The following is a 24,766-nucleotide window of genomic DNA, read 5'->3' as shown; positions in this document are numbered from 1 at the left end:
GCATGATTCGGTAAACATAAAACCGAGGATGTTTAATGAAGCGATTCATTGCAACATGGTTGGCTGCTGCAACAACAGCCGCAATGTTGACGCCTTCAACACATGCGCTAACAGCAAAGAATGCCTTCGAATCGTCTGATTTGGCGTTGTTGTTCTGTACCTATGTGCGCAACAACGATACCTTGCGTTTACAACACAAACTACGCGATTTACGCATGCGTCTGCGCGACGTCTACCCGCAAGTCCGTTGCAATGGCGCTTCACTCATTCAGTTTGCCATGCAGAATAACTCCAACGATATTGGCGCTTTTATCGTCCGCAGTGTTAACCCAAGTGATATGCAAGAAATGGGTGATATGGAGTGGGCCGAGCAACGCGACATGTTGCAATCAACGATTGGCCAAACTTTAAAACAGCGTCTGAACCCTGAACAGTAAGCATTACGCCACATTTCTTTACAGTTTTCCCTCTTTCAGCATCCGGTCGAAGCGTATAGACTAACCGCATTCGTTACAATTGGATAACAATGCATGAAACACATCATTGCTCCGCTTGCTTTGCTAGCGACAACCCTCGCTAGCAGCGTTTACGCACAAACGGACACAGCACCACAATCAGTCACGGATTTTGAAACTGAACAATGCTATCTGAAAGGTATTTCGGAGCAAGTGCAGTGCGGAACACTACAAGTCCCAGAAAATTATGAGCAACCTGATGGCCAGAAAATTGGTATTCACTTCGCAGTACTACCAGCGATTAGTGAAAATAAACGTCCGGATCCATTGCTCATTCTCGCCGGTGGCCCAGGGCAAGCCGCGACCGACTTGGCGCAGATGGTTGATCGGATATTCACCAGCGTGCGACAACAACGCGATATCTTGTTGATTGATCAGCGCGGTACGGGAAAGTCGAACCCATTGCAATGTGACATGACCCATGTTGAAGAACTGGTTAAAGCTGACGACGACATCGATTTAGCGCAGGTTGCACGCGACTGTCTTGCCCAATATGAAGACCAGCATGACTTGACGCAGTATCACAGCGTTAATGCCATTCGCGACTTTGAAGCGGTACGCAAAGCGCTCGGTTACCAACAAGTCAATCTTTATGGTGGTTCATATGGCTCCCGTGCGGGTTTAGTTTATTTACGTGAAGCGCCAGAGTCTGTGCGCGCAGCGGTATTAGATGCTCTCGCTCCAGTACAAGTAGTGGTCGGTCCGTTCGGGCGCCATGGCGCTGCATCCTTCGACAAGTTGCTTGCCAACTGTGCCGCTTCTCCAGCTTGTAGCGAAGCATTTCCACGACTTGATGAAACCTATCAACAACTGATGGCAACGCTGGAGCAAAATCCAGTTCCGTTGACAGTGCGTGATCCGCTCACCAATGAGCCAGTGGATATTTTAGTGACAGCCGGACGCCTTAGCTCGGTGATGCGGGTCGGTTTGTATCATCCGACCACGCGACAGATGTTGCCCTTTGTCATTCAGCGTACAGCTGAAGGCGATTATATGCCGTTAATGGGCTTATTCGGCAGCACCATGGCGCAATCTGAATTATATATGGGGCTGATGCTCAGTGTCTTGTGTAGCGAAGATTTACCGCGCGCCACTCCTGAACTGCTTGCGGCGGATGGTGATAACACCTTTATTGGCAGTCGCACTGGCGACGCTTTTGTCGAGATGTGTTCGGTGTGGCCTACCGCAGAGCGTCCGGCGAGCTGGTTTGAACCTGTGGTCAGTGATACCCCTACGTTGTTGCTGTCTGGTGAGCTTGACCCTGTGACGCCGGTCGCGTGGGGGAATGAGGCTGCTGCAACCTTGAGTAACAGTCGGCATCTAGTGGCGCCACGTGGTGCTCACACCATTGTCGGCCACACTTGTGCCAACAAACTTGCGGCGCAATTCATTAAAGATCTAGATCTCGATGCGCTCGACGCCAGTTGTCTTGACCAGCAACAAGCGCAGCCATTTATTCTAAATAGTAACGGCAAAGGATTATAAGAGAGTCCACATGATCGAAGTAAAATCATTACAAAAATCCTTCGGTAAAGTGACGGCTCTAGATGGCTTAACATTTAGCGCCCCTGAAGGGCAAATTACCGGTTTGCTAGGTCCTAATGGAGCCGGTAAGACCACCTGTTTGCGTACCATTTATGGTCTGCTGAAAGCTGACACGGGCGAAGCCCTTATCGATGGCATCGATGCCAGTAAGAGCCCACTAGAAGCGCGCCGCAAAATTGGTATATTCCCTGACAAATTTGGTTTATACGAGCGTCTCACTGCGCGTGAACAGATTGCTTATTTTGCAACCTTGCACGGCATGGCGGGAGACAGCGGTGCCGCTGCGGTCGATGAAGTGATTCAGCGACTCGATATGAGTGCCATCGCCGATCGTCGTGCGACCGGTTTCTCGCAAGGTCAACGGATGAAGGTTGCGCTTGCGCAAGCCATTGTGCATCGTCCGAAGCACTTGATTTTAGATGAGCCAAGCCGCGGACTCGATGTCATGAGTACGCGGATTCTGCGTGATCTATTACGGGAGTTAAAAGCGCAGGGCACCAGTATTTTGTTTTCAAGCCATGTTATGCAGGAAGTCGCAGCGCTGTGTGATCAAGTTGTGGTGGTCGCTGCCGGCAAGGTTGCGGCGCAAGGCACGCCGGACGAATTATGTGCTCAGACAGGTGAAACTGCGCTGGAAGAAGCATTTGTCAAAATTATCGGCACCGACGAGGGCATCGCAGCATGACATCACCCATTTCCATAGTGCTTCGTAAAGAACTTAAAGATGCGTTGCGTGATAAGCGTTCAGTTATGGCCGCCATGTCTTACGCCTTCTTTGGTCCGTTGTTGATGGCTGTTGCTTTTTACGTGTTGATTAGTCAGCTCACCGATACCAGCGACGTCAAAATCGAAATCCAAGGCGCCGAACACGCACCGGCATTTGTCGCACACCTAGAACGCCAAGGTGTGGTCCAGCGCGATAAACCCTGGCCAGATGGGCAACAACCCATAGTGCTCGAAATAGCCGAAGGCTGGGATGAAAATATCGCTAGCGCACAGCCAGCACGGGTCACTTTGACTGCTGATTTCTCGTCACAGAAGCAGCGTACAGACATTCGTCGGGTGGAGCAGGCAGTCGAAGGCTACACCGCACAACTCACCTATATACGCTTGCAGATGCGCGGCATTGATCCACAAATTACGCGAGGGGTGAATTTGGTCAAGCACGATACCGCGACTAAGGGCTCCAAAGCTGCGATATTGATGGGAAGCGTGTTGATCTTCATCTTATTATCGGTGTTTTTCTCGGGTATGAACGTGGCGATTGATATCAGTGCTGGTGAGCGCGAGCGTAACTCACTCGAGTTGTTACTCTCACAGCCGCTTACGACGGACCAGCTGGTGTGGGGGAAAGGCCTAGCGGCATCTGCATTCGCCATGTTCGGTGGTATTTTAAGTGCCATTTTAATCCCAATTATTTTTAAATTCTTACCGCTTCATGAAATCGGCATGAGCGTATCGTTGGCATGGCCGTTGATCTTGTTGATTATTGTGCTGCTGGTGCCACTGGCACTATTTGCGACGGCACTGCAGTTGTTCGTGTCCTTCCGCGCCAAGAGCTTTAAAGAAGCGCAAACGTACATTTCGCTATTATTGATGGCGCCCATGCTAGTGGTCTTTGGCGTCGAATTTGCGCGTGTGAAGAATCAAATCTTGTATTACTTGCCGCTCACCGGACAGCACCAAGCGTTGCTGGACATTATCAAAGGCGAGCAGCTGAACTGGGCTGGAATGGGCATCAGCGCCGCAGCGACTGTAGTTGTTTCGGTACTATTGTTTAAATTGATTAGCCGCATGCTGAGCAGTGAGAAAGTGGTCTTCGGACTGTAATTCTAGCCGCTGTGCGGTTTACAGACTGCGCCAACGCGCCAACTGATAGAATGCCCATTGTCCTACCCGTCGTAAGTGGGGCAATGGGAATTTCGGCAGGCCAGACTGATAAAACGGTAGCTCCGGAAGCTTCTCCCCCATCGCTAATGCTGCCAAACGTTGTCCTGCAATCTGCGTAAAGGTAACACCGGCACCGCAATAGCCCATGCTGGTATAGACGCCTGCGGTTGGACTATAAATGCGCGGATAGTTGTCGAGTGCTACGCTGACCCAACCACTCCAATAATAATCGACCGGCTCTTGGCTCAGGCGTCGTAACGCTGGGAAAGTGCCGCGCAACGCCTCTAACAAGTGTCGCGCATAACGCGGATGATGCGCATCTTTACCGCGAATCGCCCCACGCCCACCGAACAACAGGCGACCATCAGGGAGCAAGCGGTAGTAGTATTTAAGTGTGCGCGTATCCATCACCAGCTCTTGCGTACTGACACCAATCGCTTGGCGCTCATCGCTCGTGAGCGGCCGTGTGACAATGACACTGGAGAGCACCGGCAAAGTGCGACCATGAATACTGCTGTGGAGGTGGTTGGGCGTGTAGCCGTTACTGGCAATAATGACCTTTGTTGTACAAATGCGTCCTTTAGCGGTGTGTAGGCGCTGTTGTTCACCCACCGTATCCCAGTGTTGTACGGGTGCATTTTCCACGAAAGTAACGCCCGCTGTGGCGGCTTGTCGCGCGACTGACGCGTGCAATAGCACTGGGTTCAGGCCAAAACTCTGCGGATAATGAATTGCCGCATGCGCTTGGGGACTGTGCACGCGTGCTTGAATCGCTTCGGCATCAAGCCAGCGTGTGCTTGGTTCAAACTGTTGCAATACTTGGTAGGCGGCTTTCAAACCTTCGATAGCTTTGGGTTCGTGGGCTATTTTTAAGTAGCCACCACGCTGCACTTGCAGTTGCTCGGGGCAATGCGCAAGGTGCTGCTCGAGTCGCTCGAATCCCCTCTGGTATTCACCTTGAATAGCCTTGGCAACGTCGGTGCCACAGCGCTTTTGCCAATCGCCATAACCGAGTCGGCCAGTGCCCGGCATCGCAAATCCAGCATTGCGCGTGGAGCAACCCCATCCTAATTGATTGGCGTCGAGTACCACGACCTGTTGTTGAAAGCGTTCGGCGAGTTCGAGTGCGGCATTGAGGCCCGTGTAACCGGCACCAATCACAACAATATCGGCATGCTCTGGAAGGACGTTGGCGGCTGTGGGGAGTTCGGTTTGCGTATGCGCCTGCCAATAGCTGCGTACGTGCGGTTGTCCTGCACGGGGAAAACTATCGACAAGCGGATCATACATGGTGTGTTACTCGAAGCGTAAAATCATCTCACCAGCGGTACAGTGACAAATGCCATCACAGACTGGACAGTGATAGCCACCATGAATCGATAATTCGTACCAGCGGCCTGGGTGTTCGGCAATCATCTCGCCACCACACTTAGTAAAGTAGGAGTATGCACTATTATTTGGGCTTTGCATCCAAATATGCGCAAGCCCTGCGCGACACCCCAATTGTTTAGCTGCTGCAATCGAGCGTTCGAGCAAGCCTCGACCAATGCCTAGGCCACGGCTGATGTCAGCCACGGCGGCACATTTGAAATAGCACATTTGATCGGCGGGCACCGGCCAAGCATCTGGTGTGCAATAGTCATCGATATCCCATTGGCCTGGGGCAAAGGTCAGTCGAATACCCGCCAATTGACCGTCAACGAAGGCGAGCCAGTTCAGGTTGATACCCTCTTTTTCGCCACGTTTGACGTAGTCAGCTAGATTTTCTTCGGTAAGGTAATTATCGCCGTGAACGATATTGCCTAATTCAATAACGGCCGCGTGATCGGCGGCCGTTAGTTCACGGTAGGTAACTACCGGAGTTGTTTGCGTCATCTTTGACACCATTCATTAATAGCGATAGTCGTCAGATTTAAATGGACCTGCAACTTCGACGTGAATGTAATCGGCTTGCTGTTCGGTCAGTTTGGTGATGACACCACCAAAACCTTGCACCATGTAACGCGCGACTTCTTCATCGAGTTGTTTTGGTAACACTTCGACGCGTAGCTTGTCAGCTTTTTCGGCTGCCGGCAAGTCAGCAAACTTCTGGTCGAACAAGTGCATCTGTGCCAGTACTTGGTTGGCAAATGAACCGTCCATGATACGACTTGGGTGACCTGTCGCATTACCTAAGTTGACCAATCGACCTTCTGACAACAGCAACAAATAATCGTTGGCATCATCGCTACGGTAGATTTTGTGCACTTGTGGCTTCACTTCTTCCCAGCGCCAGTTCTGACGCATGTACAGCGTGTCGATTTCATTGTCAAAGTGACCGATGTTACAGACCACCGCAGTTGGTTTTAGTGCCGCCAGCATGTAACGGTCACACACGTTGACGTTACCGGTAGTGGTGACCAGCAGATCGATGTTTTGTAGCAAGTCTTTGTTGACCGTCGAGCCATCGCCTTGGTTGATGCCATCAATATAGGGTGAGACCACTTCGTAGCCGTCCATACAAGCTTGCATTGCACAAATTGGGTCGATTTCGGTAACGCGCACGATCATGCCTTCTTGGCGTAAGCTTGCTGCTGAACCTTTACCGACATCGCCATAACCGATGACCAATGCTTTCTTACCAGAAAGTAAATGGTCAGTCGCACGCTTGACGGCATCATTCAGTGAATGACGGCAACCATATTTGTTGTCGTTTTTCGACTTAGTGACTGAGTCGTTCACGTTGATTGCTGGAACTTTCAAGGTACCGTGCTTCAGCATTTCGAGCAGACGATGCACACCAGTGGTGGTCTCTTCGGTGATGCCGTGCACTTTATCTAGCATTTGTGGATACTTGTCATGAATCAACATCGTCAAGTCACCACCATCATCGAGAATCATGTTGGCATCCCATAACTCGCCATCTTTACGGCAAGTTTGCTCCAAACACCATTCGTACTCTTCTTCGGTTTCGCCTTTCCAAGCGAACACAGGTACACCAGCGGCGGCCATCGCTGCGGCTGCGTGGTCTTGGGTCGAGAAGATATTGCACGATGACCAGCGCACTTCGGCACCCAGTTCAATCAAAGTCTCGATGAGCACTGCGGTTTGAATGGTCATGTGAATGCAGCCAATAATGCGTGCGCCTTGCAGCGGTTTTTCATCAGCATACTTGCGACGAATGGTCATCAGTGCAGGCATTTCTGATTCGGCGATGGAAATTTCTTTGCGGCCCCAGTCGGCAAGGCCAATATCTGCAACTTTGTAGTCGTTCATAGAAAACCTCGTGTTTCGTGCGCTTCGCTTTTCGTCCGTTTCACTTTTCGTACGTTGCACTGTTCGAACAGCGCAGCGGACGAACAACGCAGTGGACGAATCTCGAACACCGCACTTTTAATTGAATTCGGGTTGGTGCTGGAGCTTGATGAGCAACTGCTGCTGCTGATCAAGCGTTAATCGTGGACCAAAATTAGCCACCACAGTCGCCGCCGCATGACTTGCTAACAACCCGCAAGCTGCCAGCGAGTAATCACGCGTCAGACCATACATCATCGCGCCCGCGAACATATCACCGGCACCGTTAGTGTCTACGGCTTTTACTGGTACGCCAGGAACTGCAACTTGGCGCACTCCATCACCTAATAAAGCACCATCTTTACCGAGCGTGATGGCGACAAGCTTGGCGTGGCGTTGTAATTGCTGTAATGCTTCCTGCACGTCGTCAGTACCCGTAAGAATGCGTGCTTCTTCTTGATTACAGAACATCACGTCGACGCCACCGGCTAGTATTTCTTGGATACCGTCGCCAAAGTACTTCACCATTGCTGGATCGGAACAGGTCATGGCGATTTTAGTGCCGTTGGCACGCGCCACTTCTTTCGCGCGTGCAATGGCTTCACGGGCTACCGGTGAGGTGACTAAATAGCCCTCAATATACAAATACTCTGCACGTGCAATTGCGTCTTCATCCAGTTCCGCAATACTTAAATCGGCGGTAATACCTAAGTAGGTACGCATGGTACGTTCGGCATCAGGTGTGACCATCACCAAGCAGCGGCCGGTTTTGCCCTCATGCTTCTGGCTACCGGTATTGGTGGTGATACCAACGTTCTCTAAATCTTCGCAATAGAATTTGCCAGCGTGGTCGTCGGCAACTTTACAACAGTAGAAAGCTTTGCCGCCAAATTGCGCGAAACCCACCAGTGAGTTCGCGGCAGAGCCACCACCTGATTGCTTTTTCAACTCGCCACGTTTTGCCAGTTCGGCAATCAAGCGTTCTTGTTCGCTATCCTCGATAAGGGTCATCATGCCCTTTTCGATTTGATGCTGTAGCAAGAACTGGTCAGTCACTTCAAACTCTTGGTCGACCAGCGCATTGCCGATGCCGACGATATCAATTGATTCCATGTGATACTCGGGTGTTAAAAACAAAAAAATCCGGCCGCCAATTATACAGCAGCCGGATTCTAAGGTCGATAAATTAGGCTTTGAAGCCGCCAGTGATACCTTTAGTGGTGATACTCACCGCATCATGGGCGTGCAGCGATTCGTAGTGATTCACGCGAATCCAAAAATCACTGAATACAGTGTTCTGGTTGAGTGCGTGTTGCAAGCGACGTGCGGCATCTTCGCAGAACATCAGGTTCTGGCCATTGAGACGCGCGAACTCTTGCTCGTCTTCGCGCTTAACCGCGGCTTGCACTGGAGTTTGTAAGGCATCTTCGATACTGTCGATTAGATGAATAATCGGCAATTCACTGACTTGCTCACCCATAATAACCTTCACTTCAGCAATCGAACGCTGACTGTGTGGAGTGGCAACGATCCCTTTGGTCGTTCCCAACCAACGGTGAACCAATTCAGCATCAACGTCGGCGTCGGTGCCAAACTGCTCGACAAAGGCGTCTTGAATCAGTTGACGTGCCAGTGCTGCAGAGCAAGGGCAAGTCGATGAATAAGGTACTTCGACACCTAGTTCAAGATGCAATTTACCAGCATCGTAACGGCCGACAACAGTCACTGGGTAGGCTTTCCACCCAGGCTTTTTGCTGATGAGCGCTTTACGACGCAAATGATAATCAAAAGTAAACTTAACGTAAGCTTGATCTGCAAGCCCTTCGTGACTATCAATAAAGTCATGAAGAAGTTTTCGCAGTGATTGGTGCGACAGCACGTCGTTGTTCGACAATTCTTCTAGCAACAAGTAAAGTCGAGACATATGGATGCCCTTCGCCTTCGGGTCTTTGAGGTTGACGAATGCATCAACTTTGGCACTCACCGGGCGCTCAGGTTCGTTGGCAGCGCCAACCACTAACGGCATTTCGATGTTACTCATGCCAACCCAATCAAGCGCACCTTCAGTTTGTGCTTTGGTTTGATTGGCGATATCTGGCATCATTGTCGGTGTTACTGTTGGCATGCGAATACGGCTCCAAACTTACAGTTTACATTTAGTCCCGAAAAAGGGGCGATAGTATACAAGATTTAACCTGTTTACGGTAGTTTGCCATATCAGGTTCAATTCCCAAGGAAAGATTTTCGATAGGCTTAATCGTTTCGACACAAGGATAGCGCAGCATGATGATAGATAAGCATTTACTCGAGCAGTATGCCGAGCTTATGGGAACCGACGGTGTACGTGAAATGTACGACACCTTTGCCGATAATATTGGTGGTTATCTTAATCACCTGCAATGGCTCGTGAAAGAGCGCAAAGAAGACGAGTTCCGCCAGCAGTCACACAAAGTAAAAGGTGCTTGTCGTTCGATCGGGTTGAAAGGCCTAGCTGAGCAGATGGAACGCTTTGAAAAAGCGGACTGGCAGTGGTCTCAAGTCGACGAAGAATTTGCGCAGTGGCAAAACGAACTACCACTGCACCAAAAAGAAGTTGAACGCTGGTTACAGAGTCAGTAACGCGCCGTCGTTATTACGACGGCGAATTCAACGAAGGTTGATCAAGGTGACGAACATGCACGTCACCAATGAAGCGATAGCCTTCGCCATGAATCGTTGTGATCAGATTTGGCGATGTAGGATCGGCTTCAAAATGACGACGAATACGGCGAATGGCAACGTCAACGGTACGGTCATTCGGGCGTAATTCGCGGTCAAGCATTTTCTTCACGAGTGTTTCGCGGTCAAGAATTTTACCTGGGTTGGTCAGGAATAACTCCATGGCTCGATATTCACTTTTCGGTAACCGGAACATCTTACCTGCAGGTGAAAATAGGCAACGACTGTCGCTTTCCAGACGCCAGTTATTAAACTCATAAACCACACTATCGTGACCTACCGTTTTCTGTTGGCTCTTGATCGCTTCAATGCGGCGATAAAGGTTGCGCACACGCATCAACAATTCTTTTGGATTGTAGGGCTTGATGATGTAGTCGTCGGCACCAAGCTCTAGTGCTAACAAACGGTCTTCTTCGGCGTCACGGCCAGTTAAGAAAATCAGACCGATATTTTCATTCTCGCGGAAGTTTTCAGCCAGCTCGATACCACTCTTACCTGGTAAATTGACGTCCATGATCACAAGATCAACTTGCTGACGCGCCATAATACGCTGCATTTGCATGCCATCAGCAGCGTCAAAGACATCGTAGCCTTCTTGTTGAAACAGGCGAGTGAGTGTGTTTCGGGTAACAACTTCATCTTCTACGATTAGTAATCTAGCGCTCATATTGCTTGATCCATTGGTCGTTAACATATGTTGAAAATCAGTGATTCTAGGAAGTTTAGCACGGGATTCTAATAAGTGCGTAAATTTCCTGCAAGCTTTGTTAGATGGTTTTTACACTACGCTCTGATCTTTAGCGTAAACTCAGCGCCACCGCGGTGCTTCGAGCTAACTTCAATGGTTCCGCCAAGTACTTGAGTTACAAGGTTATATACCAAATGTAAGCCCAAGCCAGTGGAGCCTTTTCGACGGCGGCTGGTAATAAACGGGTCAAAGACTCTGCGTTCTAGCTCAGCCGGTATACCACTGCCGCTATCGCGATAAGTGATAGCAATTTGTTGTGGCGCGGTGCGCATGACCTTGATTTCGATTTCGCCGTAATGGCGCTCAGCAAAGCCGTGGATCACCGAATTTTGCACAAGTTCCGCCAGCACATGTTGCAACGGCCCCATGCGACACGTCACCTCGAGTTCCTCGGGACAGTCGATACGAACATCTATCGTTGCTAATTCTGGCAAGCGTTGCCGCGATTGGTTCACTACGGTGCGACATAATTCTGCAATCAGGAAGGTTTTTTCTTCTTCGGCAAGTTGGTCCATCGCGAGTTGGCGGAACTGATTAATCAGATCAGCGGTTCGCTCAATATTGCGTTGAATCAACTCTAGATTATCGGCACTGGCTTCGATAAAGCGCTCAAAATCGGCACGGGTAATACTATTGTCGTTAAATTTCTCGTTCAGTAGGTCGAGTTTGTCGCGCAAGATCGATGTTGAGGTAATCACCAAGCCAACCGGCGTATTGATCTCGTGAGCAACCCCGGCGATGAGATCGCCAAGCGAAGACATTTTTTCGGTTTCAATTTGCTGACGCTGGAATTGATGTAGAGTTTCTAAGGTTGCCAATAAATCGCTATTCGCTTCACGCAGAGCGGTCGTGCGCTGTTGTACCTGACGTTCAAGTTCAGTATTCAAATCAAGGGCTTGTTTTTCGGCTTGCTGTTGCCGCACCAAATTCTGCTCGACGCGCGCCAGCATGGTATTAAAGGCTAGCCCCAGTTGCTGTAGCTCAATCAAATTCGACTCGGGGAGGCGAATTGAATAGTCGCGGTTACGGGTGATGCGCTGAATAGTTCCCACCGCCTGGTCCAGTTGCCGCAGCAGTTGGCCACGCACGCTCATGGCGATCACCCATGCTAATAACACGAGTACAAGCCACACCACGAAGGCCGTAACAATCGTTTGCAGGATAAGTTCACGGGTAGGTTTACGATCCGCGCGCAGATAGAGGTAACCTAAAACTTCGCTATCGATGCGAATCGGCATAACCATTTCGATGGAATTGCTATTGCTACGCAATCCGTTAATTTCATCCACGATTTCGGTGCGCACTGGAATCGGCGCGAGCCCTTCGCGGTTATAACTGGCGAAATAGCGCAACGCGTTTTGTTCGGCAACAACGTTGGCTTCGTAAACGTGAATGTGCTGCAAGAATTCGTTATCGCTAAACTGGCGAAAGTAGTCATCAATACCTTCGGCATCACGAAACAGTAGAAAGCGGCTACTGACATTCGCGATCACCGTCGTCATGTCCTCCACGCGCTGCTCAGTAAGCTGGTTGAGCTGCTTGATGTGGGTGAGGCTCAATACGATCAAGGCAAAGCCCGCTAGCAATAAACTAGTGGTCACAACTAACCAAGTGATGCCTTGTCGAATTGAACCTAAGCGCATTAGCGTCGCCCTCGACGTGCACGATAGACCGCAAACTTATTATCCTGAGCTACACGTTCGCAGTGGCCGAAACTATCGGTAATCAATTCCGGCCACGGCAAAAATCGATTGGCCACCAGCCAGAGTTCTCCGTTACTTGTAAGATGTTCACGCGCACTGCGCAGAAACTGCTGACCGATGCTGTAATCGGTTTTTTGACCGGTATGAAACGGCGGATGACTGACAATGGTGTCGTAACTGGGCAGCGTGGTGCTGAGCTCATCTGCCGCAATCAACTCGCCAGTAAGGCCATTGCAACGTAGGGTTTCAGCACAGGCGGCCAGAGCCATGGCACTTACGTCCAAATAACTGACTTGTAATTGTGGTTGTTGACGCTGCAACCAAGCGCCCAGCACGCCGTGACCACAGGCAAAATCAAGTAACTTGCCGGGGCCAAGCGTCGGCAAATGCTGCAACAGCATGCGACTACCTTCATCGATACTCGGAAACGCGAATACGCCCGGATAACTGGCTAATTTCAGCGCTGCTAATCCGGGTTGTGCTAGTTCGCTGTAATGGCAAAAGTCTGATAATGCCACTGGGCTTTGTTGTTGAGTGAGCTCACAACACAGCAAAGTAGAATGATGACCGTCAGCAATTTTTTGTGGTGGAGTCCAAGGCGTGCCGATGTGTTTATGGATACTTTTAATGCCGCTGCGTTTTTCGCCAACTATCCACAGCTTAGCGCCACTCGGTAATACCCCAGCTAACGCCTGCAACAGGTAGTCAGTAAGCTTTTTCTCTTTCGGTAACCAGAGCACTGCTGCGGTTGCCGTGGTTTGTGGTGCCGTGGCAGCAAATACATGCGCTGCACCAAGGTGCTGCCAAGCGCGAAACCAGCCGGCATGCAAATGCCAACTAGCGACCACATCGAGCTCGCTGCGCCATTGTTCATCGGGTGGATTCACGGCGAGTAGCTGGGCCCCGGTAAATTGCTGCGCATGCCGCAATACCAGTTGTGAGGGTGGGGTGAGTGCAGAACCTAGTTTTGCCATAACACCCTCTAAATTGGTTTGCCGTCGTAAGCTTCGCTGAACACATCGACGCTTTCTGAGGCTTCCTCGAACACACCTTCGTCGAACTGCGCTACGTTGAAGAGCGCTTCGCCTTCGTTAGCGACCGGAATATTGCTGATACCGATAATGATGCCGTTGTACGGGCTACGCAGGGGATGCTTGTCATCGCCATGCGGATTCACCGTAAGCGCAATCACTTGGCCCTTTTGAATGGTGTGCCCCAATTGCACCTGCGGGATCACCAAGCCATCATGGTCATTGCGGACCCAGGCACTACGGTGGGCAACGACCGGTTTGACCTTTTTACGGGTGCGCCGACCTTTGAGCATACGCAAGTTTTTCATGACGTTTTGCACGCCAATCACGCCTGCTTTAATGGCCGCATAATCAAATCGCAGTGCTTCGCCGGCTTCATATAAAATCAGCGGAATACCCAGTTCGGTTGCCAGTGAACGCAACGAGCCATCGCGCTCTTTCGAGTGCAAGATGACCGGCGTATTGAAGGCGTGCGCCATTTCGAGTGCTTCAGCATTATCGGTATCGACGCGAATTTGCGGTAAGTTACTGCGATGAATGGCACCGGTGTGCAAGTCGATAATATGGGTTGCGCTTTGCACTAAGGTTTCGTTGAACAGGTGGGCTAAACGACTGCCAAGTGCGCCCCGCTCTGAGCCCGGAAAGCAACGGTTCAGATCGCGTCGGTCTGGCAGATAGCGCGATTGCTGAATAAAGCCAAAGACGTTCACGACAGGCACGACAATCAGCGTACCAGCAAGTTCTTCGGGTTCGGTTTGGGCTATCAGCCGCCGACAAATTTCAATGCCATTGAGTTCATCACCATGGATCGCGGCACAAACCAGCAACACCGGCCCCGGACGCGCACCGTGAAAGACTTCAGCATGCAAGTCCATTGGTGTGTCATTGTAGAGCCGCGCGGCTGGAATTTTCAGGCTATGACGTGCACCGGGCGCAATTTTCTGCCCAGCAATCTTAAACGAAACTTGCTTTTTCACCGTTAGCCTTTTCCTTTGGTGCGGGTGCGATGTGCTTTCGCGGTTTTTTCAATAAAACTGATGATTTGCGTCGCAACATCTTTTTCAGTTGCGCCCTCGATGCCTTCTAGTCCCGGTGACGAGTTGACTTCCATGACCAGCGGACCGTGGTTCGAGCGCAGAATGTCGACCCCGGCAACGTTGAGCCCCATGGTTTTTGCAGCTTTAACCGCGGTTGCACGCTCAGCGGGGGTGAGTTTAACCAAACTGGCTGAGCCACCACGGTGGAGGTTTGAGCGAAATTCGCCGGGTTTGGCTTGGCGTTTCATCGCCGCAATGACTTTGTCACCGATGACCAAGCAGCGAATATCGGCACCGCCAGCTTCTTTGATATATTCTTGCACCATAATGTGCGACTCAAGCCCCATAAAGGCTTCGATAACACTCTCAGCAGCTTGGCGTGTTTCGGCCAGTACCACACCGATACCTTGCGTACCTTCGAGCAATTTAATGACAAGGGGGGCACCACCGACCATTTCGATTAAGTCAGGGATATCTTGCGGCTGACTTGCAAAGCCAGTGGTTGGCAAACCAATACCTTTACGACTGAGCAGTTGCAGCGAACGCAACTTGTCGCGGCTGCGCGAAATGGCTACAGATTCGTTCAGCGGATAGGTGCCGATCATTTCGAATTGACGCAATACGGCCGTGCCGAAGAAGGTAATAGATGCGCCGATACGAGGAATGACCGCATCGTATTGTGGCAATACACGACCTTTCATGTGAATCGAGGATTCGCGCGCATTGATGTTCATATAGCAACGCAACGGGTCGAGGACATCGACCTCATGGCCACGTGCCTCGGCAGCTTCAACAAGGCGCCGTGTCGAGTATAGTTTGGCGTTACGGGATAAAATTGCGATTCTCATTTGCCAGCTTCTCCTACTAGATAAGATGCGTCTGGGTCGACGAGAAAAATGCCGCGCATCGCTTGGCGCCCCAGTAACATTCTGAATTTCATGCTATCACGATTGGTCAGGGTAAGTTCGACCGGGCCGGTGAAATCGCCCAGCACTAACTTACTGCGGATCACGTAGCGTAACTCGGTATGACCACCGGAATCCGTCACTTCACGTTGATCATGAATTTTCGCTTCGCAGATGTGTTCGCGATTTGAGCCTTGTTCTGGATGGATCCAGATCCGTAACCAAGCTTCGCCATTTTTGTCAAACGGCTCAAGCCGAAAAGCGTGAAGACACGAAGTACGAGCTCCGGTATCCACTTTCATTTTGATGGCTTCAATGCCTAATTCGGGGAGGGCTCCCCATTCGCGCCAACCAAGTGTTTGCATGCGCAAAAGTACTCCATTTAGAAAGTGTTTCTAGTTGCCAAGAATAAAGCCGCGACGGCAAAACGGCAAGCGCCGCACTCAATTGGCGTCGGTTGTATTACGAGGACGATGAGATTCGACTTGTTTGAGCCAGTCCACAAACTCTTCAAGCGGACGATCGAGGGCACTCGCTGGCACATAAAGGTCATAGCCCAAGAGCTCACGCAATTGCTGGGAGCGCACGGCAAATAGCGCCTGCACCCCCTTGTAGACCTTGCCGTTGGCGCTAACGAACTTATTTGGCACATCGTAGTAGGGGGTATAATCGTGGTCAGGGCCAGTTTCACGTCGCAACGCAGCGGCTAGCAGATGACGTTGTTCGCTGACCAGATACACCGCCAAGCGTGGCGAAATCGCATCGAGTACGGGCTCAATGTTATGCAGGCGAAAACCAATGTAGGGCAGACTGTCGCGCTCGAGGCCACTGCGCACCGAGGGGATGTCATAGCGCAAAACGTTGTCCCAATCGATTTGCCAGTGCCCGCGGCGATGCTCGTAACGAATCGTGCGCGGCGAAATCAACAGACTCACCGGTGGCTCTATGATCTTTGCGACGCCTAATAAGAATAGCGCCGCGCTAGCGATATACATTAAGCCCCAAGCAGCTTGCGGCAATGCAAAACCGGCTAGATACAAAAATAAAGTCAGTGCAAAAACCACAACGCCGAATACACAAAAGGTGAGGGCGTCTTTTTTGGCACTCGGCTGCACCTGTAATTCAGTCATACAAACCCCGTTGTTCGTGCGCTTCGCTGTTCGTGTTTCGTGCGCTGCGCTGTTCGTTGTTCGGTCTTTCGAATAGCGTAGCGTACGAACAGCGTAGCGTACGAATATCGAAAACCGGTGTTAGATGTTGAATACTGTGCGGATGATTTGGCCAGTGAACTGGGTCTTCAAATAGAAGCCCCGCGGCAAGGTTTGAATCAATTCACCATGCGGCCCAATCGCATCCGTCAGCACCCGACTGTTCGCCGCTTTCGGCCGCAATTGTAGCACTTCGCCTTGATGCGCCGTAATAGACTCGACCTGGCCGAGCGCAATTTTATCCATATGTTCCTGCCAGTCGGTACGTAGTTGCGCTTCTTCTTCGGCACTTGGCTGCCACAAAAATGCAGTACCAACGGTGCGCTGATGCAGCGGTATCTCGCGCCGACCGTCAATCGGAATCCACAACACACACTGTAGTTTGTTACGTACGTTACTGCTTTCCCAGTTCAATCCGGCGATATCGATCAACGGCGTCGTGCAGACAAAGGTTGTTTCTAGCGGCTTACCGTTGGCATCTAACGGAATGGTTTTGAGTTCCACGCCAAGTTCAGGAAAGTCCTGCAACGCTTGTGAGCCAGCGCTGGCACCCAAGGCTGCTTCGAGTAACTGGCCGACCCAACCTTTGTCACGGCGTAAGTCGTTGGGAACGCGCAGGCCTTGTTGTGCCGCTAACTCAGCAAAAGTGCGGCCCGCTAGGTCGCTGGCGGCATTAAAAAGACTGGCAAGATCGTGCTTTGGCTTCGGCATTCGGTTCCTTATTCGGGCTCGCTACTTTCTTTCAGGCGTCGATTATGGAAAAATCCCTAACAGAAGTCGAATTTATGAGGATGCCCGCGTGATAGACGCAGAAGGATTCCGAGCCAATGTCGGAATCATTATCTGTAATGAGCAGGGACAAGTGTTTTGGGCGCGTCGATTTGGGCAACATAGCTGGCAGTTTCCGCAAGGTGGTATTGATGAAGGCGAGTCGCCGGAGCAAGCCATGTATCGCGAACTGTGGGAAGAAGTCGGATTAAAACCCGAACAAGTTGAAATCGTCTATACCAGTCGTAACTGGTTTCGCTATCGCTTGCCGAAACGTTTGGTCCGCAAGGAGCAACGCCCGACCTGTATTGGTCAAAAGCAGAAGTGGTTTCTGCTGAAACTGACGTGCCCAGAAAAGGACGTCAACGTGCTCTGCTCATCACATCCAGAGTTTGATGACTGGCGTTGGGTTAGTTATTGGTACCCCGTGCGTCAGGTTGTCTCGTTTAAACGCGACGTCTACCGCCGTGTCATGAAAGAGTTTGCCCCTGTGGTGATGCCAACCGGCATCGGGCAACCTTCACGTCAAGGAGGCCGTCGTTCGCGTAACCCGAAACGGAAGCGTTAGTATGCTACGAGTGTTGCAACGCATTGTCGAAGCTGTGAATCAGGCGCCAGATTTTGAGCTGGCGCTACAAACCATGGTGCGGCAAGTCAAAGAAGCGTTGCAAACGGATTCCTGCACTGTTTATCTTGCCGATCACGACCAGCAACAATTTGCCCTAGCGGCAACCGATGGCCTAGAAGTCAGTTCTTCTGAACCGATTCATGTGCCATTTGGCGAAGGTGTGATCTCCCTCGCGGCCAAACGCGAAGAACCACTGAATATTGCCAACGCCAGCGAACACCCGAAATTCTTAAAGCTCGATGAAGTCGATGAAGCGCGTTACAACGCCATGTTGGCAGCGCCGGTGATTCATCGTCGACGGGTTCTTGGGGTTTTGGTGGTGCAACAAGAGCACGACCGCGCCTTTACCCGCGACGAAGAAGCCTTCGTGGTGACCCTTGCGGCACAGTTGGCGGTGGTGATTGCCCATGCCGAAGCCAAAGGTTATTTGCGGACCACTAAACAATCTCCTTGGTTGCAGACCACCAAAGGTTTGGCAGCTGCCCCAGGTGTTGCGATTGGCCCGGCTTATGTGGTGCAACCACGGGCTAAACTCAGTGATGTCACGCCGAAAAAATCCGATAAGCCGGAACATGAGATTCGCCGGTTTCGTACCGCGGTAGCGCGCACGCGGCAAGAACTCAACGAACTCAGCGACAGCATGAAAGGTCAGGTAGCCGAAGAAACCCTCGCGATTTTTGAGGTGTATCACGCCATGCTTGATTCAGCGAGCTTGGGCCAGCAAGTGGAACAGACCATCAACGATGGCTGGCGCGCGCAAACCGCGCTGAAAATTGTGGTTGAAGACTTAGTCAATCAATTTGAAAACCTCGATGATGAATACATTCGTGAGCGAGCGAGTGACGTGCGTGACCTTGGCCAACGCATTCTGTCCCATTTAAAAGAGCGCGGTCGTTATGAACATAGTCCACCGCCGCAATGTATTTTGGTGGCTCACGAAGTCACCGCAACCATGCTTGCGGAACTGCCAAATACTGAAATTATTGGCATGGTGTCGGTGCGTGGTTCAGGTAACTCCCATGCCGCCATCTTGGCGCGTAGCATGGGTATTCCCGCGGTGCTCGGTGCTGATGACTTCGATATTAACGAGCTCAACGAAGACACCTTGGTGGTGGACGGCTACAACGGCGAAATCTTCATTAATCCGCCGCTGCAAGTTGAGAATGAGTATCGCGAATTAGCCGAAGAAGAGCTCGAACTCAGACAAAAAATAGAAACTGCCCGCGGCAAGCCGGTCGAGACTGAAGACGGGGTGAAAGTCACCTTGCAGTTAAACGTCGGGTTAAATACCGACCGTGATTGGTTGAACGAGTTGGATATCGCTAGTGTGGGTCTGTATCGCACGGAAATTCCGTTTATGATGCAAGAACGCCTGCCTACGGAAGACGAGCAAGTCGAGCTCTATAGCCAGGTTCTGGAGCAATTTAAAGCCGGAACTGTGGTGATGCGCACGCTCGATGTTGGCGGCGACAAGCCGTTACCTTACCTGCCGATGAATGAGGAAAATCCGTTTCTTGGCTGGCGCGGTATTCGCATGACGCTTGATCACCCAGAAATTTTCTTAGTGCAAATTCGGGCGATGTTGCGCGCGTCCGTAGGCCGCAACAACCTACAAATTTTGTTGCCGATGATCACTAGCGCTGAAGAAGTTGACGAAGCCGCACGGATGGTCAAACAGGCCTATCATGAAGTGGCCGAAGAATTTAATGGGCATGACACGCAACAGCTGGCAGCGCCTAAACTCGGTGTGATGATCGAAGTGCCAGCAATGGTCTATCATTTGCATACCATTGTCGATAAAGTCGATTTTTTCTCGGTCGGTAGTAATGACTTGACGCAATATTTGCTGGCCGTAGACCGCAACAATCAGCGGGTTGCAAGCTTGTACGATGCCTATCATCCTGCGGTTTTGCACGCGTTGCAGCAAATCATTGAACGGGCGAATGATCTGGATAAGCCGGTTTCTGTCTGTGGTGAGCTGGCGGGTGAGCCCGGTGGCGCCTTGTTGCTGATGGCGATGGGCTACCGGACCTTCAGTATGAACAGTTATAATATTGACCGTATTCGCTGGATTATCCGTCATATCAAGGCGGCCGATTTAGCACCCATGTTGGCACGTGCGCTGCAAGCACGATCGCCGCAAGAAGTTCGTAAAATTGTCACCATGACATTAGAAGAAGCGGGTTTGGGCGGTTTCGTCCGCGCCGGCAGTTAGCGTGTTATCCACTCATTGCATTGATAAGGGGTCCTAGTGCTCATCACAGGCTGGTTATGGTGTTTGGCCGGAGGCGTGATTGCTGGTTTGTTAGCCGGCATGCTGGGCATTGGTGGTGGGCTCGTTATCGTACCTTTGCTCATTTATCTCCTGCCAGTGTTAGGTGTACCACCCGAACTTGTGGTGCAAATGGCGGTCGCCACTAGCTTGGCAACCATCGTAATGACCACCCTAAGTTCAGCGCGTTCACATTATCGGCATGGTCAAATTAGCTGGTTTTGGGTGCGCCGGCTGATTCCTGGCTTGATGGTCGGGGCCATTTTTGGCGCTTGGCTAGCAACGCAACTGAAACCGGAGTGGTTGCAGCGAATATTCTCGGTGGTGCTGCTGATACTCGCAGTGCGGATGCTCATTCCGCAGCGTACCGGTGAGCCGCTGACGGACGTTTCAAAACGGCTGATGGGCTTGATTAGTGCTTTTGTTGGGAGCCTTTCAGCGTTAGTCGGCATCGGTGGTGGCTCCTTAACGGTACCGATTCTACAGCGTTTGCGTGTTCCCATTCGGCAAGCAATTGCGGTATCCTCAGTGGGCAGTTTGAGTATTGGCGTAAGTGCCGTTTTGGCATTTATTGTGCTCGGCCAACGCATGGAGAGCCACGGTGGACTCTTTGGTTATGTGCACCTGCAGGCATGGTTGGCGATATCTATTACCTCGATGTTGTGTGCTCCTCTAGGTGCGGCATTGACCCAGCGCATTCCCGTGAAAAAACTACAACTTGGTTTTGCCGGCTTCTTGGTGCTGGTAGCGCTTGAATTATTTATAGGATAACCAATGGTTACTGAGTATTTACAGCACCCCACGATTGACCCGATTATCTTTGAAGTAGGGCCGCTTGCACTGCGTTGGTACGGGCTTATGTATCTACTCGGTTTGGTATTCGCTTATTTTTGGGGTAAAAAGCAAACGCAGATGCCCCATTACGCGGCCGTAGGCTGGACCGAAAAGCGCTTCAGCGATTTACTGTTTTACGCGTTTATGGGCGTTATCGTCGGCGGTCGTGTCGGCTATGTCGTGTTTTATCAGTTCAGCCACTTTATCGAGAACCCGCTGTACTTGTTTGATATGAGTAGCGGGGGCATGTCATTTCACGGGGGCTTGCTCGGTGTCATTACCGTACTCGCCATTTTCTCTCGTGTTACCAAAATCAATTTCTTGCAAGTGGGTGACTTTGTCGCACCACTGGTACCTATGGGCCTCGGTTTTGGCCGCATTGGCAATTTTATCAATGGTGAATTATGGGGCCGCGTGACCGATGTGCCGTGGGCGATGATCTTTCCAAGCGCCGGACCCGATCCGCGCCATCCGTCGCAACTTTATCAAGCTGCTTTAGAAGGCTTAATGTTGTTTGTTGTGCTCGCGTGGTTCAGCCGTCGCCCACGTCCGGCAGGAGCTGTGGGTGGGCTGTTTTTGATTGGTTATGGCCTAGCTCGGTTCATCATTGAAAATTATCGTGAGCCTGATGCGCATTTAGGTTTGCTCTGGTTTGGCTGGTCGATGGGGCAGTGGTTATCAGCACCGATGATTTTGCTCGGCGCCGCTCTGATGCTTTGGGCTTACACGCGTAAATCACAGGAACAGCAAGCATGAAACAGTATTTAGAGTTATGTCAGCGCATCGTCGATGAAGGCGTATGGGTTACCAACGAGCGCACCGGCAAACGCTGCTTGACCGTGATCAACGCTGATCTTGAGTACGATGTTGCAGGCAATCAGTTTCCGTTGATCACCACTCGTAAAAGCTTTTGGAAAGCCGCCATTGCAGAGTTTCTTGGTTACATCCGTGGCTACGATAACGCCGCTGATTTTCGTAAGCTGGGCGCGAAGACATGGGATGCGAACGCCAACCTAAACGAAGCATGGCTCGCCAACCCTCACCGTCGTGGAGAGGATGACATGGGTCGTGTGTATGGGGTGCAAGGCCGGCAATGGGCCAAGCCAGATGGTGGCTTCGTCGATCAGCTTCGCAAAATCGTCGATAACCTCAGTCGCGGCATCGATGATCGCGGCGAAATCATGAGCTTCTATAATCCCGGCGAATTCCACATGGGCTGCCTGCGCCCCTGCATGCACACCCACAACTTTTCCTTGCTAGGCGACACCCTGTACCTGACCAGCTACCAACGCTCCTGCGATGTGCCACTCGGCCTTAATTTTAATCAAGTGCAAGTGTTCACCTTCCTAGCACTCATGGCGCAAATCACTGGCCACAAGCCCGGCTTGGCATATCACAAAATAGTAAACGCTCACATCTACGAAGACCAACTGCAATTAATGCGCGACGTGCAGCTAAAACGCGAACCCTTCCCAGCACCTCAGCTCGAAATCAATCCAGACATCAAGTCTCTTGAGGACCTAGAAACTTGGGTTACGATGGATGACTTTAAGGTGCATAATTATCAGCATCACGAGGCGATTCAGTATCCGTTTAGTGTGTGATGGGTTCGGGGTTCGGGATTCGGGGTTCGTGCGCTTCGCTGTTCGGAGTTCGGTCTTGGTTATTAGCACTTAGCTATCCGCTATTAGCTATTCGCTCTTTGTTAACGGCTAACTCATACACCCTTAATGTCTTATAATATACACTTTAAACGCCTTTTGATCGTTTAAGTCTAGTATAATAGACTTAAACTAGGTTTGTTGCCTATTTGATTTTGTAGTCTATTCTTGTTTAAGGCCTAATAAATCGTACATAAACCAATTAAATACAATTAAAGTAAAAAATAAGTGGCTTTATCTGTATTTGGTTCTAAACTCACCCTAGCGAACAGCGAAGCGCACGAACTCCGAACAGCGAAGCGCACGAACCCCGAACAGCGAAGCGGACGAACCCCGAACATGCAACTTAAGCACCTTACCCCTGCAGCACTTAGCGCCGAGCTTGGCGAACGCCTGAAGCAGACTCGGTTGAACGCAAACATCACCCAAGCCGAGCTGGCGCGGCGCGCTGGCGTGAGTCGTAATATTGTGATGAACGCTGAAAAAGGCCAAGCGCAATTGGAGAATTTCGTCGCTTTGTTGCTCGCCTTAGGGGTTGCAGAACAGCTCAATAGCTTTTTGGCTAAGCCACAGTTGTCGCCATTGCAACTGCGTAAGCTGCAGGGTAAACAACGAGAGCGTGCAACTGGTAGCCGTGGGGGCGAGCCCGCCGAAGATAGAGAGCACGAGGATACTGATCAATGGTAATGGAAGTGATTGGTGTCTGGTATCACGAGCAAGAGGTTGGTGCGCTGAGTTTTGACACTGAGCAAGGGCTTGGCGCTTTTGAGTACACGCCGGAGTTCATCCGCTCTGGCGTTGAGTTAGCGCCACTGACAATGCCGCTTGGTACACCGTCGCAGCAACGGATTTATAGTTTTCCCGAACTACAAGGTGAAACCTTTCATGGTTTGCCGGGGCTGGTGGCCGATGCGCTGCCGGATGATTTTGGCAATGCGGTGCTCAATGCTTGGGTCGCAAGTCGCGGTTTACAGCCTGCCGACATTACTCCGCTACAACGGCTGCAGTATATCGGCAAGCGCGGCATGGGAGCGTTGGAGTTTCGCCCCGCCACCCGAGTACGAGGCTTCGAGGCACTTCAACAAGTAAGCATCAACGAGCTGACGGCGATAGCGCAAGATGTGCTTGATCAGCGTGCAAAATTCCAGCAAGCCCTACCAAGCGATGCAGTCGAGGATCGTGAAGCCATGTTGGCGTTATTATCGGTGGGCACCAGTGCGGGTGGGGCGCGGCCGAAGGCGGTACTCGCGTTGAATGACGATTTGACCCAAGTGTATTCAGGACAAACGGATGCACCAGAGGGTTTCCGCCACTATTTGATGAAGTTCGATGGGGTGGTAGAGCGTAGCTCCGGACAGGAAACTTTTGGTGACCCACAAGGTTTTGGCGCGATGGAATATGTCTATTACCTTCTTGCGCAACAATGCGGCATCGACATGATGCCAAGCCATTTGCTGGCAGAGGGCGACCGCCGTCATTTTCTGACCCAGCGTTTTGACCGTGACGGGAATTCTAAGATCCATACCCAAACGCTCAACGGTATAGCCCACATCGATTACAAAAAACCGGGCAGTTTTTCGTATGGTGAGCTCTTTGCTGTAGCGCGCCGTCTCGGTCTGCGCGCTCCTGATGCGGATCAGTTAATGCGCCGCATGCTGTTTAATATTGTGGCCCGCAATCACGATGACCATGCGAAAAACTTTGCCTTTCAGCTTCGCGCTGATCGTTGGCAACTGGCACCTGCTTATGATGTCGCATACAGCTACAAGCCTGATAGTAAATGGGTGAATCAGCATTGGATGCAACTTAACGGCAAGCGTGAAAACTTTACCCGTGAGGATATTTACTCACTGGAAAAGGTAAGTCCATTATTTACGCGGCGTAAGCTGGATGAGATGCTCGAGCACACGCTAGAAGTTGTCAGCCAGTGGTCGCGCTTAGCGCGTGAACATGAAGTTCCAATGCCGCTCATCGACGAAATTGCTAAGCATCAGCGACTCGACCTTTAAGCAGAAGGTGGTAAAATCCCC

25 protein-coding genes are annotated in these 24,766 nt (G+C 51.1%); 12 read left to right on the top strand and 13 right to left on the bottom strand.

The window, feature by feature from the left end; translation table 11 throughout:
* Positions 1–35 precede the first annotated feature (35 nt).
* The 4 genes from ACJ8W9_RS06990 (at position 36) to ACJ8W9_RS06975 (ending at position 3,890) form a co-directional block, all read left to right on the top strand.
* Positions 36–437, top strand: a complete 402-nt coding sequence (locus tag ACJ8W9_RS06990) for a DUF3718 domain-containing protein (protein ID WP_411359157.1) — start codon at positions 36–38, stop codon at positions 435–437.
* A 93-nt stretch (positions 438–530) separates the two neighbouring features.
* Entirely contained in the window at positions 531–2,000 is a 1,470-nt protein-coding gene (locus ACJ8W9_RS06985) for an alpha/beta hydrolase (RefSeq protein WP_411359156.1), read from the top strand.
* Positions 2,001–2,010: 10 nt separating this feature from the next.
* Positions 2,011–2,745, top strand: coding sequence for an ATP-binding cassette domain-containing protein (locus tag ACJ8W9_RS06980; protein ID WP_411359155.1), 735 nt, complete (start codon positions 2,011–2,013; stop codon positions 2,743–2,745).
* Positions 2,742–3,890 carry an ABC transporter permease gene (locus tag ACJ8W9_RS06975; protein ID WP_411359154.1) on the top strand — a complete coding sequence of 383 codons (1,149 nt, stop codon included), beginning with the start codon at positions 2,742–2,744 and terminating at the stop codon, positions 3,888–3,890. Before ACJ8W9_RS06980 ends, ACJ8W9_RS06975 begins: the two co-directional genes overlap by 4 nt.
* A gap of 18 nt (positions 3,891–3,908) precedes the next feature.
* Here ACJ8W9_RS06975 and ACJ8W9_RS06970 read toward each other — a convergent pair whose 3' ends face one another.
* The 5 genes from ACJ8W9_RS06970 to folE2 form a co-directional block, all read right to left on the bottom strand.
* A complete protein-coding gene (locus ACJ8W9_RS06970) occupies positions 3,909–5,240 on the bottom strand; it encodes an NAD(P)/FAD-dependent oxidoreductase (RefSeq protein WP_411360743.1) in 1,332 nt (443 codons plus the stop codon).
* 6 nt (positions 5,241–5,246) lie between these two features.
* Positions 5,247–5,825 carry a GNAT family N-acetyltransferase gene (locus tag ACJ8W9_RS06965; RefSeq protein WP_411359152.1) on the bottom strand — a complete coding sequence of 193 codons (579 nt, stop codon included), beginning with the start codon at positions 5,823–5,825 and terminating at the stop codon, positions 5,247–5,249.
* A 15-nt stretch (positions 5,826–5,840) separates the two neighbouring features.
* A complete protein-coding gene (ahcY, locus tag ACJ8W9_RS06960) occupies positions 5,841–7,205 on the bottom strand; it encodes an adenosylhomocysteinase (protein ID WP_411359151.1) in 1,365 nt (454 codons plus the stop codon).
* A gap of 117 nt (positions 7,206–7,322) precedes the next feature.
* Positions 7,323–8,336: an adenosine kinase gene (locus ACJ8W9_RS06955; protein ID WP_411360742.1), complete on the bottom strand. Its 1,014-nt coding sequence runs from the start codon at positions 8,334–8,336 to the stop codon at positions 7,323–7,325.
* A 73-nt stretch (positions 8,337–8,409) separates the two neighbouring features.
* The gene (gene folE2, locus ACJ8W9_RS06950; protein WP_411359149.1) at positions 8,410–9,348 is read right to left on the bottom strand and encodes a GTP cyclohydrolase FolE2; all 939 of its coding nucleotides are present in this window, start codon (positions 9,346–9,348) and stop codon (positions 8,410–8,412) included.
* A gap of 158 nt (positions 9,349–9,506) precedes the next feature.
* Between folE2 and ACJ8W9_RS06945 the strand changes: the two genes are divergently transcribed.
* A complete protein-coding gene (locus ACJ8W9_RS06945) occupies positions 9,507–9,842 on the top strand; it encodes an Hpt domain-containing protein (RefSeq protein ID WP_411359148.1) in 336 nt (111 codons plus the stop codon).
* Positions 9,843–9,855: 13 nt separating this feature from the next.
* Here ACJ8W9_RS06945 and ACJ8W9_RS06940 read toward each other — a convergent pair whose 3' ends face one another.
* From ACJ8W9_RS06940 to mutH, 8 genes are all read right to left on the bottom strand, one after another.
* The gene (locus tag ACJ8W9_RS06940) at positions 9,856–10,608 is read right to left on the bottom strand and encodes a response regulator (protein ID WP_411359147.1); all 753 of its coding nucleotides are present in this window, start codon (positions 10,606–10,608) and stop codon (positions 9,856–9,858) included.
* 116 nt (positions 10,609–10,724) lie between these two features.
* Positions 10,725–12,332, bottom strand: a complete 1,608-nt coding sequence (locus ACJ8W9_RS06935; protein ID WP_411359146.1) for a sensor histidine kinase — start codon at positions 12,330–12,332, stop codon at positions 10,725–10,727.
* A complete protein-coding gene (locus ACJ8W9_RS06930) occupies positions 12,332–13,366 on the bottom strand; it encodes a methyltransferase (protein WP_411360741.1) in 1,035 nt (344 codons plus the stop codon). Before ACJ8W9_RS06930 ends, ACJ8W9_RS06935 begins: the two co-directional genes overlap by 1 nt.
* Before the next feature lie 8 nt (positions 13,367–13,374).
* Positions 13,375–14,400, bottom strand: coding sequence for a succinylglutamate desuccinylase/aspartoacylase family protein (locus tag ACJ8W9_RS06925; RefSeq protein WP_411359144.1), 1,026 nt, complete (start codon positions 14,398–14,400; stop codon positions 13,375–13,377).
* A 2-nt stretch (positions 14,401–14,402) separates the two neighbouring features.
* Positions 14,403–15,308: a 30S ribosomal protein S6--L-glutamate ligase gene (gene rimK, locus ACJ8W9_RS06920; protein WP_034731476.1), complete on the bottom strand. Its 906-nt coding sequence runs from the start codon at positions 15,306–15,308 to the stop codon at positions 14,403–14,405.
* Positions 15,305–15,730, bottom strand: a complete 426-nt coding sequence (locus ACJ8W9_RS06915) for an ATP-dependent zinc protease (protein WP_411360740.1) — start codon at positions 15,728–15,730, stop codon at positions 15,305–15,307. The genes rimK and ACJ8W9_RS06915 overlap by 4 nt, the downstream gene beginning before the upstream one ends.
* 78 nt (positions 15,731–15,808) lie before the next feature.
* Positions 15,809–16,495 carry a DUF2982 domain-containing protein gene (locus ACJ8W9_RS06910; RefSeq protein ID WP_411359142.1) on the bottom strand — a complete coding sequence of 229 codons (687 nt, stop codon included), beginning with the start codon at positions 16,493–16,495 and terminating at the stop codon, positions 15,809–15,811.
* 120 nt (positions 16,496–16,615) lie between these two features.
* Positions 16,616–17,284 (bottom strand): DNA mismatch repair endonuclease MutH, encoded by a 669-nt coding sequence (gene mutH / locus ACJ8W9_RS06905; protein WP_411359141.1) that lies wholly within the window; start codon positions 17,282–17,284, stop codon positions 16,616–16,618.
* Between the two features lie 88 nt (positions 17,285–17,372).
* Between mutH and rppH the strand changes: the two genes are divergently transcribed.
* The 7 genes from rppH to ACJ8W9_RS06870 all read left to right on the top strand — a co-directional run bounded on the left by rppH (position 17,373) and on the right by ACJ8W9_RS06870 (position 24,745).
* Positions 17,373–17,909: an RNA pyrophosphohydrolase gene (gene rppH / locus ACJ8W9_RS06900; protein WP_411359140.1), complete on the top strand. Its 537-nt coding sequence runs from the start codon at positions 17,373–17,375 to the stop codon at positions 17,907–17,909.
* A 1-nt stretch (position 17,910) separates the two neighbouring features.
* Positions 17,911–20,184, top strand: a complete 2,274-nt coding sequence (gene ptsP, locus ACJ8W9_RS06895; RefSeq protein ID WP_411359139.1) for a phosphoenolpyruvate--protein phosphotransferase — start codon at positions 17,911–17,913, stop codon at positions 20,182–20,184.
* 36 nt (positions 20,185–20,220) lie between these two features.
* Entirely contained in the window at positions 20,221–21,012 is a 792-nt protein-coding gene (locus ACJ8W9_RS06890; RefSeq protein ID WP_411359138.1) for a sulfite exporter TauE/SafE family protein, read from the top strand.
* A 3-nt stretch (positions 21,013–21,015) separates the two neighbouring features.
* Complete coding sequence (lgt, locus tag ACJ8W9_RS06885; RefSeq protein WP_411360739.1) at positions 21,016–21,831, top strand: prolipoprotein diacylglyceryl transferase; 816 nt, start codon at positions 21,016–21,018, stop codon at positions 21,829–21,831.
* Positions 21,828–22,679: a thymidylate synthase gene (locus ACJ8W9_RS06880; RefSeq protein WP_411359136.1), complete on the top strand. Its 852-nt coding sequence runs from the start codon at positions 21,828–21,830 to the stop codon at positions 22,677–22,679. The genes lgt and ACJ8W9_RS06880 overlap by 4 nt, the downstream gene beginning before the upstream one ends.
* A 396-nt stretch (positions 22,680–23,075) precedes the next feature.
* Positions 23,076–23,423, top strand: coding sequence for a helix-turn-helix transcriptional regulator (locus ACJ8W9_RS06875; protein ID WP_411359135.1), 348 nt, complete (start codon positions 23,076–23,078; stop codon positions 23,421–23,423).
* Positions 23,417–24,745, top strand: a complete 1,329-nt coding sequence (locus tag ACJ8W9_RS06870; RefSeq protein WP_411360738.1) for a type II toxin-antitoxin system HipA family toxin — start codon at positions 23,417–23,419, stop codon at positions 24,743–24,745. Before ACJ8W9_RS06875 ends, ACJ8W9_RS06870 begins: the two co-directional genes overlap by 7 nt.
* The last annotated feature ends 21 nt before the right edge of the window (positions 24,746–24,766 follow it).

The sequence above is a fragment of the Pseudidiomarina salilacus genome, from assembly GCF_047323925.1.
GTDB classification, from domain to species: Bacteria; Pseudomonadota; Gammaproteobacteria; order Enterobacterales; family Alteromonadaceae; genus Pseudidiomarina; species Pseudidiomarina salilacus.
Note: the sequence above shows the minus strand (reverse complement) of the source record. Positions and strands in the feature narration are given on the sequence as shown.

What these genes read in the sequence shown, in the direction of transcription:
- ACJ8W9_RS06880 (WP_411359136.1), top strand. Translation starts at nt 21,828, where the DNA reads ATGAAACAGTATTTAGAGTTATGTCAGCGCATCGTCGATGAAGGCGTA.
- ACJ8W9_RS06975 (WP_411359154.1), top strand. Translation starts at nt 2,742, where the DNA reads ATGACATCACCCATTTCCATAGTGCTTCGTAAAGAACTTAAAGATGCG.
- ACJ8W9_RS06985 (WP_411359156.1), top strand. Translation starts at nt 531, where the DNA reads ATGAAACACATCATTGCTCCGCTTGCTTTGCTAGCGACAACCCTCGCT.
- ACJ8W9_RS06965 (WP_411359152.1), bottom strand. Translation starts at nt 5,825, where the DNA reads ATGACGCAAACAACTCCGGTAGTTACCTACCGTGAACTAACGGCCGCC.
- ACJ8W9_RS06910 (WP_411359142.1), bottom strand. Translation starts at nt 16,495, where the DNA reads ATGACTGAATTACAGGTGCAGCCGAGTGCCAAAAAAGACGCCCTCACC.
- ACJ8W9_RS06970 (WP_411360743.1), bottom strand. Translation starts at nt 5,240, where the DNA reads ATGTATGATCCGCTTGTCGATAGTTTTCCCCGTGCAGGACAACCGCAC.
- ahcY (WP_411359151.1), bottom strand. Translation starts at nt 7,205, where the DNA reads ATGAACGACTACAAAGTTGCAGATATTGGCCTTGCCGACTGGGGCCGC.
- ACJ8W9_RS06955 (WP_411360742.1), bottom strand. Translation starts at nt 8,336, where the DNA reads ATGGAATCAATTGATATCGTCGGCATCGGCAATGCGCTGGTCGACCAA.
- ACJ8W9_RS06980 (WP_411359155.1), top strand. Translation starts at nt 2,011, where the DNA reads ATGATCGAAGTAAAATCATTACAAAAATCCTTCGGTAAAGTGACGGCT.
- ptsP (WP_411359139.1), top strand. Translation starts at nt 17,911, where the DNA reads ATGCTACGAGTGTTGCAACGCATTGTCGAAGCTGTGAATCAGGCGCCA.
- ACJ8W9_RS06945 (WP_411359148.1), top strand. Translation starts at nt 9,507, where the DNA reads ATGATGATAGATAAGCATTTACTCGAGCAGTATGCCGAGCTTATGGGA.
- rimK (WP_034731476.1), bottom strand. Translation starts at nt 15,308, where the DNA reads ATGAGAATCGCAATTTTATCCCGTAACGCCAAACTATACTCGACACGG.
- ACJ8W9_RS06935 (WP_411359146.1), bottom strand. Translation starts at nt 12,332, where the DNA reads ATGCGCTTAGGTTCAATTCGACAAGGCATCACTTGGTTAGTTGTGACC.
- ACJ8W9_RS06990 (WP_411359157.1), top strand. Translation starts at nt 36, where the DNA reads ATGAAGCGATTCATTGCAACATGGTTGGCTGCTGCAACAACAGCCGCA.
- ACJ8W9_RS06930 (WP_411360741.1), bottom strand. Translation starts at nt 13,366, where the DNA reads ATGGCAAAACTAGGTTCTGCACTCACCCCACCCTCACAACTGGTATTG.
- mutH (WP_411359141.1), bottom strand. Translation starts at nt 17,284, where the DNA reads ATGCCGAAGCCAAAGCACGATCTTGCCAGTCTTTTTAATGCCGCCAGC.
- ACJ8W9_RS06875 (WP_411359135.1), top strand. Translation starts at nt 23,076, where the DNA reads ATGCAACTTAAGCACCTTACCCCTGCAGCACTTAGCGCCGAGCTTGGC.
- ACJ8W9_RS06915 (WP_411360740.1), bottom strand. Translation starts at nt 15,730, where the DNA reads ATGCAAACACTTGGTTGGCGCGAATGGGGAGCCCTCCCCGAATTAGGC.
- ACJ8W9_RS06870 (WP_411360738.1), top strand. Translation starts at nt 23,417, where the DNA reads ATGGTAATGGAAGTGATTGGTGTCTGGTATCACGAGCAAGAGGTTGGT.
- ACJ8W9_RS06940 (WP_411359147.1), bottom strand. Translation starts at nt 10,608, where the DNA reads ATGAGCGCTAGATTACTAATCGTAGAAGATGAAGTTGTTACCCGAAAC.
- folE2 (WP_411359149.1), bottom strand. Translation starts at nt 9,348, where the DNA reads ATGCCAACAGTAACACCGACAATGATGCCAGATATCGCCAATCAAACC.
- lgt (WP_411360739.1), top strand. Translation starts at nt 21,016, where the DNA reads ATGGTTACTGAGTATTTACAGCACCCCACGATTGACCCGATTATCTTT.